Below are 13,413 nucleotides of genomic sequence, written 5' to 3'. Positions count from 1 at the left end.
CCCCAAATCACATCCATACGCGGTAAATTCACCGTCTTGCAGCCCGATGTCGCAATGGATCGTAAAAGCGCTTTTTTGCATGACGGCGGCGGCAAGCGGTTCGAGTTTCTCATCGAAGAGCAACTCCCCTTTTTTATAGACGCAAATATCGTCAAACCAGATGCTAAGGAATGCTTCATCGCACATCACGCCGCTTGCACCCACTGTTGATGCGATACGTCCCCAGTTCGGATCTTGACCAAAAAGAGCCGTTTTGACAAGGAGTGAGTTACTGAGCGCTTTTGCCGCGATCTCCGCCTCTTTGTGGTTGATTGCACCCGTTACTTTATAGGTTACCAGTTTCGTCGCCCCCTCGCCGTCGCGCACCATCTCTTTGGCCAAAAAGAGCATGATCGATTCTAACGCCTCTTTAAATGCCCCCGCATGAAATGCTCCGCTCTCTCCGTTCGCCATCACCAGCACCGTATCGTTGGTCGATGTGTCCCCATCGACACTTGCGGCGTTGAAGGTTGTGTGGACACACTCATCGAGGATGCTTTGCATCGTCGCTTTGTCCACTGCGGCATCGGTGGTGATAAAGCAGAGCATCGTTGCCATGGCCGGATTGATCATCCCCGCACCCTTGGCCATCGCACCGATGCGAAATGATTGCCCATTCTCCAAAGTCACTTCATAGGCGATCCGTTTGGCGAAAGTGTCGGTCGTCATGATCGCTTCGGAAGCATTCACACCATTGCGGTGAGAGAGATCGAAATTCATCGCCCCCTCGATGATTTTGGCTTTCGGCAGACGCACCCCGATCACCCCGGTCGAACTCATCACCGGATTTTGGATTTGTGGAAATTTGATTTTGAGAGCGCTCAATACCTCATCGATATCATCGATCCCCGCACGCCCCGTCATCGCATTCGCATTTTTCGAGTTGATGAGGACGAAATTTCCCTCAAACTCCCCTTGTGCCCGAAAATGTCGAATGGGTGCCGCCGTCATTTTGTTGGTCGTAAATACCGATGCGATTGCACACGGTTTTTCAGAATAGATAAAAGCGAGATCTTTCGCCCCCTCTTTTTTCAATCCGATATGGATACCATCGGCATAAAAACCCTCTGCGGCACATACACCACCCTCAATAGACTTCATGCTATACATACTGAAATACTCCTAATACAAAAAGGATAATTAAAAATTGGTGTTATTGTAAACAGACTTACCAATGTAAAAAATTAAAAAATGGGGGATTTAAAAAAAGCGGGAGCTAACTCCCTGAATGCGTGGGGACCACGCGGGAGATTACGAGTCTTTCTTAAGAGTACGAAGCTCAGAAGCTGCGATGCGAAGTTTTTTGGTTGTACCATCTTCAAGTGTTACACGAACAGTACGAAGGTTTGGTAAAAAACGGCGTTTAGTTCTGTTTTTCGCGTGAGAAACGTTGTTCCCGGTCATTGGGCCTTTACCGCTAATAGCACATTTTCTTGCCATTTTGAGGCTCCTTGCGTAAATTTTGGTTGCGAATTTTATCTTATTGAACCCAAAGTTTACCTTAAGCAATAGTTTAAGTTCCATAAAGGCATCTTTAATCTAACCCCAATTACAATTAGAACAGTTTAAAAAATAATGATGATCGGATATTGTGACACGTGGTAACCAAAGATGAAATTGAACGCTATATTCAAAACATACCTCCTGCTCCCACTATCGTAAAACAAACTCTCGATTATGTCCGACTCGGCGATTTGACCAAAGCAGCAAAATGTGCCGAAGAAGACCCCGCGCTGAAGCTTTATCTGAAAACTCTAGTAAACCGTCCCGTTTACGGATTCCGCAATGAAGTGAGTGATGTATCCCAAATCTTCGGCATTTTAGGCGTTTCCACTGCGCAACAAATACTCTATAACTATCTCATGAGTGTTTTAGTCCCTAAGCAATGGGAATTATTTCATCTGACCCATCAAGAGTTTTATGATTTGCAAGCGGCTTTAAGTGCGAAATGGACCAAGATTTTGACCCATCTTAGTCTTCTCAACCGCGAGAGCGAAAGCGCGATCACCCTTTTACCCGCGAGCATCATCGTGTGCGATGCACTCTTTGGTGCTCATAAAAGCGAAGTCGAACAACTAAAATCGGTTAAAGCACTCGATTACAATACCATTTTGTATCGCTTATGCCGCTCGACTCTTTTTGATATCTGTACCCAAATCGCTCTCAAATGGGAAATCCCCCCGCTCATCAGCCGTATCGTTCATGCTGCTTCGGGTAATGATCAAGATCTCAAACCCACGGAGAAAGTATTGGCTCAATGGATGCATCTTTTACTCTTTTTTGAGCTGAGTCAAGGTACCTATGTGAGTGCGGGTCTCAACGAATTTATCGAGTTCAAGATAGAGTTCGTGCAAGATATTTATGAAACTTTTATGCAGGTGGTGGAGTACGATGAGAGCAACGGTTAAAGGAAGGGTCGCCGTTTTTCATCCTCAGGGCTTTTTAGATGGAAACAACGCCCCCTCGTTTTTGACGATCGAGGACATCAAAGCGACCGAAGGGCTAAATATCGATATGCTCCTCGTTTCGCTCAAAAAAGTGATCTTTTTTAACAAAAACGGTCTGGATGTTTTTATCCGCCTTTTGATCAATATACGTAACCAAAAACACATCTCGGTCGGTTTGTGCGATTACGATACCCCTAAGTTCAAAACCATCCAAACGTTTTACGGCAGCGATCTCAATTTCTCACTCTTCCGCACCGAAAAAATCGCAGAACTCTTTGTCGCAACCAATAAGAGCGATCCCAAAACGGTACTTTTGTACAATGAAGACCCGTCGCAGCGCTCTGCTATGGCCATTGAGTTGTTTGATTACGGCCACAATCCGATTATCGTCCAAAGCAAAAAAGAGTTTGATGAAAAAAAACGAAATCCCGATCTCTATGATGCCATCATTGAAGACACCTATTTAGGTTTATTTGGTCAAAAAGTAGCGACTCGCGTCACGGGCAATGCGATTATCTACACAATTAGCAATTTCTTGGATGCCGAAATCGGGAATTCCTTTAACATCGCCTATCACAACAACTCACTGAACGTCGGATTCCGTCTCTTCATTTTCGATGCCTACAAAGTGGTTTCGATGAACATTCATGCTTTGAACTTTTTTACCAAACTCGCCTCTTCTGCGGCAGAATACAATGCTACCATCTGTTTTGTCGGAATGACCTTCGAAAAAACGCCGATAACGTTTAAAAATGATCTTGAAGACGCAGGAATCATTTTTTTCGATCAGATGGAAGATATCCTCAAAAATAAAGAACTTTTAGAAGAGCTCGGAGGGAGCAGCGCAACCGCATCCAAACAAACCCGCGCTCTCACCAAAGCTCTCGTCAATGAACTCCCTGGGTTTATCGATGCAACTGTCTCAACGCTAGCTATGATGACCAATGCGAAAGCGACCAAAGAGTCGATGAATATACAGCCGCTTGAAGTAAAAGAGAGCCAGAATCAATATGCCAGTTCTATCGGATTTTACGGAGATATGGACGGAATGATCATTTTGATTTTTCCAAAAACGATCGCCAAAAAAGCGTGTGAGCTTCTCATCGGCGAAGAAACCGATAATGAAGAAGCGATCCTCGATTCATTGGCGGAATTTGTCAACATCATCGGCGGGCGTGCCAAAACACTGCTGGGTGAAAAAAAGAACCGAGTCGATATTACCCTGCCTCGTACCTATTCCAATGTGAATGCATTGCTTGAAATGGCCCAAAACAAGAAAGGGGTTCAAGTTGACCTCAGTTTTGAGGGGAGCCATTTCACCTTTTTTCTAACGCGCTAATTCACATATCCTTCGGCACCAAAGCTCGATACAAAGCTTTTTTGCTAAAATAACAAAAATATTACAAAAGGTATAGCGATGTTAGTGGCTCCCAGTGTCCTTTCTGCTGATTTCGGAAATTTAGCTCACGATGTCCGTGCGATTTGCGATGCAGGATGCGATCTCGTACACGTCGATGTCATGGACGGCCATTTCGTCCCCAACCTCACCATCGGGCCGGTTGTCGTCAGTGCTATTGCGGCTGCGGCTACCAAACCCCTTGATATCCATTTAATGGTTCAAAACAACACCTTTTTTGTTGATTTGTTTGCACCACTCAAACCTGAGTTCATAACGTTTCACATCGAAGAGGAGAAACACCCTCACCGTTTGGTAAATTATATCCGCTCTTTGGGGATCAAACCGGGAATCGTCCTCAATCCTCATACTCCTGCCGAAGCGGTCGAATATCTTTTGGGAGATGTTGATATGGTTTTGGTGATGTCGGTCAATCCGGGATTCGGCGGTCAAAAATTCATCCCTACCGTCGTAGAAAAAATACGCCGTCTAAAAACACTCCGTGATCGTATCAATCCGAACTGTCTCATCGAAATCGACGGCGGTGTCGGCAGTTCTAACATTCAACTTCTCAAAGAGGCTGGTGTTGACGTGTGCGTAGCCGGAAGCTACGTTTTCGCTCAAACCGATTACAAAGCCGCTATCGAAAGTTTGAAAATCTAACGATGCGGGTCAAGATCTGCGGTATTACCAATCTCAGCGATGCACTTCAGGCGATTGATGCGGGTGCGGATGCCCTCGGATTTGTATTTTATCCTGAATCTCCGCGCTATATTCCCCCCGAAAACGCAAAAGCGATCATCTCAAAGCTCCCGCCGTTCATCGAAAAAGTCGCCTTGTTTGTGAATGAAACACCCCAAACAATCCGTTCCCTCTGTTTAGAGAGCGGGTGCACCCTCGCACAAATCCATTTCGACGTGGAAGATTCTTTTTTCACTGAGATCAGCTTTCCTTCTTTACGGGTTATTCGTGCTCAAAAACAAGAGGACGTACTGAAACACTCGGATGAGTATCGATTGATTGATGCCTATTGTGAAGGGTATGGGGGAAGTGGAAAACGGCTCAATATCGAGTGGTTTGAAAATATTGATTGTTCCAAAATCATCCTCGCGGGCGGATTGGATCCCAAAAACGTCTCCTCGCTCAAAGAGTACGGTTTTTACGGTGTTGATGTGAGCAGCGGTGTTGAAGCGTCAAAAGGGCTCAAAGATCACCTAAAAGTATCTACATTCATCGCCAAGGCAAAAGGGTGAATGTGCTCGACCCGAAAATACTTCACCGCCTCTCCAAAAACGGTATCCCGAAAGAAGAATTTGAAACGTTGTTTGATGATACGCAACGTCAACTTCTCCAAGCACAAGGTGCAAATATTATTTTGGACGATACCCACTATAAATTTCGAAGTGCTCTTTTGAGCGTAAAAGATACTCTTTTTTGTATCGTGGACATCGAAACAAACGGTTCCAAGCCCTCAAAACATCAGATCATCGAAATCGGCGCCGTAAAAATGCAAAACGCCAAGATCATCTCCACTTTCGAAAGTCTTGTCTATTGCACGGAAATTTCTGAACAAATTCAAGATATCACCGGTATTACCTCTGAGGATACGATCAAAGCACCCGCTTTGACTAAAGTAATGCGCGATTTTCGCCTTTTTTTGGGGGATGCGGTATTTGTGGGTCATGATGCCAAATTTGACTACAACTTTGTCTCTGCCATGATGGAGCGTGTAGGGCTCTCTGCACTGCAAAATCGCTCTTTATGCACGATCGACTTGGCGGAGCGAACTATCGAATCGGAGCGCTACGGGCTTGCATATCTCAATGAAGAGTTAGAGCTTTACAAAGATGCAACCCATCATCGTGCCCTCTCAGATGCCATTACTACAACAAAACTTCTCAAACGTACCCTTGCCATCATTCCAGAAACAATTCACACCACAGAAGAGTTAATCGCCTTTTCAAAAGAGGGAAAACGGCTTAAACGCCCGAAACTGAAAAAAGAAGATAAAACAGAAGAGATAGATAAAGGGGAAGGGAAATAATTTTCTTATTCAGAAAATTTTCCCATCCCTACAAGGCGGCTATAGCGTTTTTCAAGACGCTCTGAGTCGCTTAATTTTTGAAGCTCTGCAACCGAATTCATGAAGTATGTTTTAAGAGCCTCTGCAGCACCCTCTTTATCGCGGTGCGCACCGATCAATGGCTCATCAATAACATCGTCGATCAAATCGAGTTCTTTAAGATCGGAAGAGGTGATTTTGAGCGCTTTAGTCGCTGCTTCCACTTTTGTAGGGTCATTCCACAAAATAGCTGAACATCCCTCTGGAGAGATAACGCTGAATACAGAATAGCGCATCATAGCGAGACGATCGGCAACACCGATAGCCAATGCACCACCGCTTCCTCCCTCGCCGATAACAACCGATACTGTAATAGTATTAAGGTTTGAGAGTTCGAGAAGATTACGGGCAATCGCTTCGCTTTGATTACGCTCTTCGGCACCGAGTCCCGGATAGGCGCCCGGAGTGTCAATCAGCATCAATACTGGAATATTGAATTTCTCTGCCATTTTTGCGGCACGAAGTGCTTTGCGATACCCTTCCGGATGCGGCATACCGAAATTGCGCTTAATCTTGTTTTTGGTTCCGCGCCCTTTTTGTTCACCGATCACCATAACCCGCTCATTACCGATGTAACCGAGATAGCAGATGATGGAGAGGTCATCACGAAAATGACGATCCCCGTGAATCTCGTATTTTTTATCCAATAAGAGGTTGATGTAATCGAGCGCATACGGACGGTCGGCGTGTCGAGCAAGCTGTAGCTCTTGGTAAGGGGAAAGATTCGAATAAGTCTTTTCAACCTCTTTGGCTAAATCTTGCTTCAAGATCTCTACCGCGTGGTGATCGTAACGCACTTCCGCGGCAACAATCTCCTCTTGAATTTGACGGATCGTTTGTTCAAAATCTAAATAGATAGCCAAAGGCTTGCCCTCTTATATTTTTTTGAAAATAACGACACCGTTGGTGCCGCCAAATCCAAATGAGTTCGACATAACGATATTTAGTTCCGCTTTACGTGCTGAGTTTGGAACGATGTCCAAATCGCAGTTTTCATCTGGGGTGACGTAGTTGATGGTCGGAGGGATGATACCATCACGCATTGCCATAATACTGATAACCGCCTCGATACCTCCAGCAGCACCGAGACAGTGCCCTATTTGACCTTTCGTCGAACTCACCGGAGGGCAGTTCTCTTTTCCACCGAACGCGATTTTGAGAGCTGCGGTTTCGTTTTTATCATTCGTAGGCGTACTGGTTCCGTGCGCATTGACATAATCGACTTTTGGATTACCCGCCATTGAGAGTGCCGCTTTCATAGCACGAAGCGGTCCTTCCAAACTTGGCGTAGTGATGTGGTTCGCATCGCCGCTTTCACCGAAACCGATAAGTTCAGCATAGATACGCGCACCGCGTGCTACAGCCGCGTCATACTCTTCGAGTACCAATGCAGCGGCACCCTCACCCATAACGAACCCGTCACGCTCAGCATCAAAAGGACGCGATGCATGTTTCGGATCATCATTACGTGTTGAAAGCGCTTTCATCGAAGCAAATCCACCGATACCGACACCGGTAATCGCTGACTCTGCCGCAACAACCAACATTTGATCGGCACCGCCGACCATGATTGTTTTTGCCGCTTCGCTAATCGCGTGAGTACCTGCCGCACATGCCGTTACCGCTGAGAGGTTCGGCCCTTGCAAACCGTGATCGATAGAGATAAATCCGCCGAGCATGTTAACCAATGCACCCGGGATAAAGAATGGAGAGATACGGCGAGCCCCTTTTGTTTCCAAAATGATAGAGTTTTTCTCGATAGATGGAAGTCCGCCGATACCCGCTGCGGCATCAATACCGAAACGCTCTTTGTTAAAATCTTCCGGAAAATTAGCATCCGCCATCGCCTCTTGGGCAGCTTTAATACCGAATTGAATAAAACGGTCTGCTTTTTTGACCTCTTTTGGATCCATAACAGTTTCCGGGTCAAAATTTTTAACTTCACCGGCAATTTGAGCGCTCTGAGTTGATGCGTCAAAAATTGTAATCATATCAATACCGCACTCACCCTCACAAATCGCTTTAAATGAGCTCTCTTTATCGTGACCAAGCGCGTTGATCATCCCCATTCCGGTTACTACTACTCTTCTCACATTCTCTCCTGATCGTGATGGTCTGAAACTTTGGCTCCGATAAGCCAATACCTAAGACCATTTTGTGTTTTGTATTAAGTGTTTATCGAGGAGTCCTCGATAAACGTTTTTAGTTTTTGCTTTCGATGTAGTTGATAACGTCTTGAACGGTTTGGATTTTTTCCGCTTCGTCATCAGGAATTTCGATATCGAATTTCTCTTCAAGAGCCATTACCAATTCAACAACGTCAAGGCTGTCTGCACCAAGATCTTCAGTGAATTTAGAATCCGCTTTGATTTCGTCTGGGTTAACGCTCAATTGCTCAACCACTACTTCTTTAATATCGTCCAAAAGTGCCATAATAGCTCCTGTTCCTATGAATAAAATCGGCAAATTATACCATATTTACCTTAAGAGGGGAAGTACCCCCTTACATGAACATTCCACCGTTGACTTTTAGGGTCTCACCCGTGATGTAACTTGCGTGATCACTCAACAAAAATGCAGTCGCCTCTGCCACTTCGCTTGGGTTACCAAAACGCCCCATCGGTATTTTAGAGGTAAAAGTCGCTTTGATCTCTTCGCTGAGAACATCGGTCATGTCGGTAGCGATGAATCCCGGAGTGACCGTATTATAACGAATCCCGCTGCTTGCCGCTTCTTGAGCAAAACTTTTCGTCATCGCGATAACCCCCCCCTTGGAAGCTGCATAGTTTGTTTGTCCTGCATTTCCGGTTTCACCGACGATTGAAGCGATGTTCACGATCGCACCGAATTTTTGTTTACGCATACTTTTGAACGCTTCACGGCATCCGACGAAAGCAGAAAGAAGATTGGCATTGATCACTGCCATGAAATCATCGCTTTTCATACGCAAAGCAAGTCCGTCTTTGGTAATACCAGCATTGTTTACCAGATAAGAGAGCTCTCCGTCTGCATCCACAATCGTTTTGATCGCATCAACAAATGCCGCCTCATCGGCTACATCGAACCCGATGACTGCCGCTTGACCGCCCTCACGCTCGATCTCGGCTTTGACGGCATCGGCAGCCGCCGCGCCGCTGCGGTAGTTGATCCAAACTTTCAAACCGTAACTTGCCAATACTTTTGCCACTTCCGCACCGATTCCTCGGCTTGAACCTGTTACCAATACATTTTTACCTGTAAACTTCATTCAAATCCTTTATATAAGTGGTGTGTCCATCTCGGACGGGATTTCAAGATCCATCAATTTGAGAACCGTCGGTGCAACGTTATTCAATGCACCCGGATGCACTTCACTGACCCCCTCCGCCATAACGAAGCACCATACTTTTCCGACCGTATGGTTCGTCAAAATATTCCCCGCATCATCACGCATCTCTTCGCAGTTGCCGTGATCGGAGGTGAGAACCATAGAGTAACCGTTACGCTCGGCCGATTCTATGATTCGACCCAGCTCATGGTCAACCGCTTCTACCGCTTTGATCGCCGCTTCAAAATTGCCGGTATGTCCGACCATATCGCCGTTGGCGAAATTGACCACGACAAAATCGTACCCTTCGTCCATCGCTTTAAGCACCACATCTCCCACTTCCGGAGCAGACATCTGCGGCTGCATATCATACGTTTTAACTTGAGGACTCGGAATCAATACCCGCGTCTCATTCTCATAGAGCTCTTCAATCCCCCCGTTGAAAAAGAAAGTAACATGAGCATATTTCTCCGTCTCAGCCGTGTGCAACTGACGAAGTCCCGCTTTAGAGATCACTTCCGCGAGGGTATTAATGGGAGCATCTTTCGGAAACAGTACCGGATAGGGGAAATTTTTGTCGTACTGCGTCATCGTTGCCAAATGAGTCGGCACAAATGTCCGGGCAAAGCCGCTAAAGTTTTTATCTCCGATAGCCGTCGTGAGCTCACGCATCCGATCGCTCCGGAAGTTGAGCATCAATACTGCATCCCCCTCTTTGAATCCGTCATACCCTTCGAAAGCAGTCGGTGTGATGAACTCGTCAGTTTCACCGGCAGCATAGGCATTTTCAATATAATCGATAACACTTTGTTCACTTTTAGGGGTTGCATTGACCATAGCGTTATAACCGCTTTGGACACGATCCCATCGATTGTCGCGGTCCATCGCAAAAAAGCGTCCCCCAATCGAGGCGATTTTGACATTCTCAATCGCAAGAGCATCAACCATGTGCAAAAAGAGTTTTGCTGAGGTAGGAGCAACATCCCGCCCATCGGTAATGAGGTGGAGCCATACCTCTTTGCCCGCTTCTGCAGCGATCTCTGCGACACCCATGATATGATCGATATGCGAATGAACGCCCCCGTCACTCATTAATCCAATCAAATGGATCCGTCTGCTGGTCGTCATCAACGATGCAAATACATTATTAGTGGCGAATTTTCCTTCGGCAAGAGCAAGGGAAATTTTGACCAGATCTTGATACAAAACCCGACCGCTTCCGATCGACATATGTCCTACTTCGGAATTCCCCATTTGCCCTTCTGGGAGTCCGACACTCAATCCGAAAGTATCGATGAGCGAATGAGGCACCTCTTTAAATAGACGCTCATACGTCGGCTTTTTAGCCGCATGAAAAGCGTTAAAATCGCATTTCGGCGAATAACCGATGCCGTCAGTGATGACCAAAACGGTTTTTTTGCTCAATTTGGCTCCTTCGATTAATCAAACTTTTTGGGGATTATATTAAAATGTCACTTTTGCATTGCTTTTAAAATTTAATCACAAAGAGTTTATAGAATGTTATATTGGTTTCATAAAGCGCTCGGTATTAATCTGTTTCAATATATTACCCTCCGTGCCGGGGTCGCTTTTTTTATCGGAATGCTCCTCACCCTCTTTTTTATGCCGCGCTTTATCGCATGGGCTCAACGCTCCGCCCGTGTTCAACCGATCAATGAATACGTCAGTGCCCATCAGGGGAAAGCCAAAACACCCACGATGGGGGGTATCGTTTTTGTCGCTTCTACGATCATCGCGTCTTTGCTAACCGTTAACGTCATGAATCCGTTCGTAATCGGCGGTCTTCTTACTCTGGTGTTTTACGCCTATATCGGTTTTACCGACGACTGGGGGAAAATTCGCGGTGCGAACAACCTTGCAGGACTGAGTGCACGGGCCAAAATGACACTTCAGCTTATCTTCGGTGTTGCGATCGGTATCTTCCTGATCCACTACGCCAAACTCGAAACCGGTTTTTACGTTCCGTTCGTCAAATCAAGCCTTTTTGATATGGGATGGTGGAGCGTCGCTTTTTGGGTATTCGTCATGATCGCCACCTCCAATGCCGTCAACCTCACCGACGGTTTGGACGGATTGGCTACCGTCCCCTCTATCTTCGCCCTCCTCTCACTTAGCATCATCGTCTATATTGTCGGGAATGCCGCCCTTGCCCACTATCTCTTGATGCCGAAAATTCCTGCAGGGGAAGTGGTGATTATTGCCGCCGCACTCATGGGATCACTGCTGGGCTTTTTGTGGTACAACTGCCATCCGGCACAAGTATTCATGGGGGACAGCGGTTCACTCACCATCGGTGCATTCATTGCTTATTTGGCGATTATCGGGAAAAGCGAAATTCTCCTGATCCTCATCGGTCTCATCTTCGTCATCGAAACGGTATCGGTTATCTTGCAGGTCGGAAGCTATAAACTTCGCAAAAAACGGGTCTTTTTAATGGCACCGATCCACCACCATTTCGAGATGAAACAATGGGCTGAAAACAAAATCATTGTCCGTTTCTGGATTATCTCTTTGTTGTCTAACATTTTCGCCCTTATCACCCTAAAGATCCGCTAATGAAAAATCAGAGCATCGCCTGCTTCGGGTACGCCAAAACGACCCGTGCCATCGCCAAAAAATTGGGACCGTGTACCTTTTTCGACGACAAAACGACCGAAACCTATATTGACGAAGAGGGAAATACCATCCGTCCGTCCGGTGAATTTGATACGACTCTCTTCACTCACGAAATCCCCTCTCCCGGATTTCCGCCGAGTCATCCCCTCATCCAGCATGCTACCCACCTCATCAGTGAATACGATTTTTTCGCTCCGCAAACCCCATTTAGCATTTGGATCAGCGGAACGAACGGCAAAACGACAACAACCCAAATGGTCGAGCATCTTTTAGCCGACAAAGGGGCTATCAGTGGCGGAAATATCGGAACACCGCTGGCCGAAATGTCTGCCGATGCTCCGATTTGGATATTGGAGACCAGTTCATTCAGTATGCACTACAACACGATCGCCAGCCCCAACATCTACGCACTCCTCCCTATCACACCCGATCATGTAAGCTGGCATGGAAGCATGGAAGAGTACATCGCTGCCAAACTCAAACCTCTTTCTACAATGAAAGAGGGGGAAGCGGTTATCCTCCCTAAAGCGTATGCCCATACTCCGACGAAAGCCTTTGTCATCCCTTATGAAGATGAAAACGATCTGGCAGAGTATTTCGGGATCGATGCCTCCCGTATCAAATTCAAAGGGGCGTTTTTGATGGATGCCCTCATCGCGATGGGAATCGATAAAATTCTCTATGATCGGATCGATTACGATCGTATCAACGCCTTTATACTCGATCCGCATCGTCAAGAAGAGGTACGGGACTCTCGCGGAAGAGTGTGGATTAACGACTCCAAAGCGACCAATATCGACGCAACCCTTGCCGCTCTGCGCACCTATGCTGACCATAAGATTCACCTCATCCTCGGAGGCGATGATAAAGGTGTGGAACTCGAAGAGCTGTTTACCCCTCTCAAAAACTACAATGTGAACGTTTATGCCATCGGTAGCAATGCGAATCGCCTCATGTCACTGTGCGAGCGCTATGACATTCCATGCCTATTGTGTGAGACCCTAAGCGTTGCGGTGGCTGAAATCGACAAACGTTTGGATGACAAAAGCATCGCAATGCTCTCTCCCGCAGCGGCAAGTTTGGATCAATTTACCTCATATGCCGAGCGCGGCAACCTTTTCAAAGAGCTTGCAAAAGCGACAAAATAGTCCTTTCCGAGGTCTTAAGCTTCTTTTTAAGCTTACATAGCTATAATTTCGTCCTCACAAACGTGGCTAATTAGCTCAGTCGGTAGAGCAAATGACTGAAAATCATTGTGTCCTTGGTTCGATTCCGAGATTAGCCACCATAACCTCTTCAAAAGTCCTAATCTAGGGTGTTTGAAGAGGTTTTTTTCGTTATATACCCCTGAATTTTATCCACTTAACCACAAATCAACCACAAACTTAGTCACAAAGTATCTTTATAAAAATCAATAATAATCATGGAGTGTTTATGAAATATCTCTTTTTTTTGTTGCTCTCAA

General features: G+C 46.0%; 14 protein-coding genes and 1 tRNA gene. 8 read left to right on the top strand and 7 right to left on the bottom strand.

What is annotated here, in order from left to right; genetic code table 11:
- Nucleotides 1-1,149 (bottom strand): bifunctional glutamate N-acetyltransferase/amino-acid acetyltransferase ArgJ (gene argJ / locus JHC35_RS07730; protein WP_295043812.1); only part of this gene is annotated, 1,149 nt, incomplete at its 3' end.
- 141 nt (nt 1,150-1,290) lie between these two features.
- Nucleotides 1,291-1,479 carry a 50S ribosomal protein L28 gene (gene rpmB / locus JHC35_RS07725; RefSeq protein WP_295043815.1) on the bottom strand — a complete coding sequence of 63 codons (189 nt, stop codon included), beginning with the start codon at nt 1,477-1,479 and terminating at the stop codon, nt 1,291-1,293.
- Nucleotides 1,480-1,637: 158 nt separating this feature from the next.
- Between rpmB and JHC35_RS07720 the strand changes: the two genes are divergently transcribed.
- From JHC35_RS07720 to JHC35_RS07700, 5 genes are all read left to right on the top strand, one after another.
- Complete coding sequence (locus tag JHC35_RS07720) at nt 1,638-2,447, top strand: HDOD domain-containing protein (protein WP_295043809.1); 810 nt, start codon at nt 1,638-1,640, stop codon at nt 2,445-2,447.
- Complete coding sequence (locus JHC35_RS07715) at nt 2,431-3,825, top strand: chemotaxis protein CheX (RefSeq protein WP_295043806.1); 1,395 nt, start codon at nt 2,431-2,433, stop codon at nt 3,823-3,825. The genes JHC35_RS07720 and JHC35_RS07715 overlap by 17 nt, the downstream gene beginning before the upstream one ends.
- Nucleotides 3,826-3,903: 78 nt before the next feature.
- Complete coding sequence (gene rpe, locus JHC35_RS07710; protein WP_295043803.1) at nt 3,904-4,545, top strand: ribulose-phosphate 3-epimerase; 642 nt, start codon at nt 3,904-3,906, stop codon at nt 4,543-4,545.
- Between the two features lie 2 nt (nt 4,546-4,547).
- The gene (locus JHC35_RS07705; protein ID WP_295043800.1) at nt 4,548-5,135 is read left to right on the top strand and encodes a phosphoribosylanthranilate isomerase; all 588 of its coding nucleotides are present in this window, start codon (nt 4,548-4,550) and stop codon (nt 5,133-5,135) included.
- Entirely contained in the window at nt 5,132-5,926 is a 795-nt protein-coding gene (locus tag JHC35_RS07700; protein WP_295043797.1) for a 3'-5' exonuclease, read from the top strand. The genes JHC35_RS07705 and JHC35_RS07700 overlap by 4 nt, the downstream gene beginning before the upstream one ends.
- Before the next feature lie 5 nt (nt 5,927-5,931).
- Here JHC35_RS07700 and accA read toward each other — a convergent pair whose 3' ends face one another.
- From accA to gpmI, 5 genes are all read right to left on the bottom strand, one after another.
- Nucleotides 5,932-6,867 carry an acetyl-CoA carboxylase carboxyl transferase subunit alpha gene (accA, locus tag JHC35_RS07695; protein ID WP_295043794.1) on the bottom strand — a complete coding sequence of 312 codons (936 nt, stop codon included), beginning with the start codon at nt 6,865-6,867 and terminating at the stop codon, nt 5,932-5,934.
- 12 nt (nt 6,868-6,879) lie between these two features.
- A complete protein-coding gene (locus JHC35_RS07690; protein ID WP_295043791.1) occupies nt 6,880-8,097 on the bottom strand; it encodes a beta-ketoacyl-ACP synthase II in 1,218 nt (405 codons plus the stop codon).
- A 109-nt stretch (nt 8,098-8,206) separates the two neighbouring features.
- Complete coding sequence (gene acpP / locus JHC35_RS07685; RefSeq protein ID WP_295043788.1) at nt 8,207-8,437, bottom strand: acyl carrier protein; 231 nt, start codon at nt 8,435-8,437, stop codon at nt 8,207-8,209.
- Between the two features lie 70 nt (nt 8,438-8,507).
- Nucleotides 8,508-9,251, bottom strand: coding sequence for a 3-oxoacyl-ACP reductase FabG (gene fabG / locus JHC35_RS07680; protein WP_295043785.1), 744 nt, complete (start codon nt 9,249-9,251; stop codon nt 8,508-8,510).
- Between the two features lie 9 nt (nt 9,252-9,260).
- The gene (gene gpmI, locus JHC35_RS07675) at nt 9,261-10,736 is read right to left on the bottom strand and encodes a 2,3-bisphosphoglycerate-independent phosphoglycerate mutase (protein ID WP_295043783.1); all 1,476 of its coding nucleotides are present in this window, start codon (nt 10,734-10,736) and stop codon (nt 9,261-9,263) included.
- Nucleotides 10,737-10,829: 93 nt separating this feature from the next.
- Here gpmI and mraY point away from each other — a divergent pair, with 93 nt between their 5' ends.
- The 3 genes from mraY (at nt 10,830) to JHC35_RS07660 (ending at nt 13,236) form a co-directional block, all read left to right on the top strand.
- Complete coding sequence (mraY, locus tag JHC35_RS07670; RefSeq protein ID WP_295043781.1) at nt 10,830-11,888, top strand: phospho-N-acetylmuramoyl-pentapeptide-transferase; 1,059 nt, start codon at nt 10,830-10,832, stop codon at nt 11,886-11,888.
- Complete coding sequence (gene murD, locus JHC35_RS07665) at nt 11,888-13,096, top strand: UDP-N-acetylmuramoyl-L-alanine--D-glutamate ligase (RefSeq protein WP_295043778.1); 1,209 nt, start codon at nt 11,888-11,890, stop codon at nt 13,094-13,096. Before mraY ends, murD begins: the two co-directional genes overlap by 1 nt.
- A gap of 64 nt (nt 13,097-13,160) precedes the next feature.
- A tRNA-Phe gene (locus JHC35_RS07660) sits at nt 13,161-13,236 on the top strand.
- Nucleotides 13,237-13,413: the final 177 nt, after the last annotated feature.

It is taken from the genome of Sulfuricurvum sp., from assembly GCF_022759005.1.
Taxonomy (GTDB): Bacteria; Campylobacterota; Campylobacteria; order Campylobacterales; family Sulfurimonadaceae; genus Sulfuricurvum.
Note: the sequence above shows the minus strand (reverse complement) of the source record. Positions and strands in the feature narration are given on the sequence as shown.

Excerpts from the sequence above, each read along its gene's own strand:
- JHC35_RS07705 (WP_295043800.1), top strand. The coding sequence starts at position 4,548 with ATGCGGGTCAAGATCTGCGGTATTACCAATCTCAGCGATGCACTTCAG.
- JHC35_RS07715 (WP_295043806.1), top strand. The coding sequence starts at position 2,431 with ATGAGAGCAACGGTTAAAGGAAGGGTCGCCGTTTTTCATCCTCAGGGC.
- fabG (WP_295043785.1), bottom strand. The coding sequence starts at position 9,251 with ATGAAGTTTACAGGTAAAAATGTATTGGTAACAGGTTCAAGCCGAGGA.
- mraY (WP_295043781.1), top strand. The coding sequence starts at position 10,830 with ATGTTATATTGGTTTCATAAAGCGCTCGGTATTAATCTGTTTCAATAT.
- rpe (WP_295043803.1), top strand. The coding sequence starts at position 3,904 with ATGTTAGTGGCTCCCAGTGTCCTTTCTGCTGATTTCGGAAATTTAGCT.
- murD (WP_295043778.1), top strand. The coding sequence starts at position 11,888 with ATGAAAAATCAGAGCATCGCCTGCTTCGGGTACGCCAAAACGACCCGT.
- rpmB (WP_295043815.1), bottom strand. The coding sequence starts at position 1,479 with ATGGCAAGAAAATGTGCTATTAGCGGTAAAGGCCCAATGACCGGGAAC.
- acpP (WP_295043788.1), bottom strand. The coding sequence starts at position 8,437 with ATGGCACTTTTGGACGATATTAAAGAAGTAGTGGTTGAGCAATTGAGC.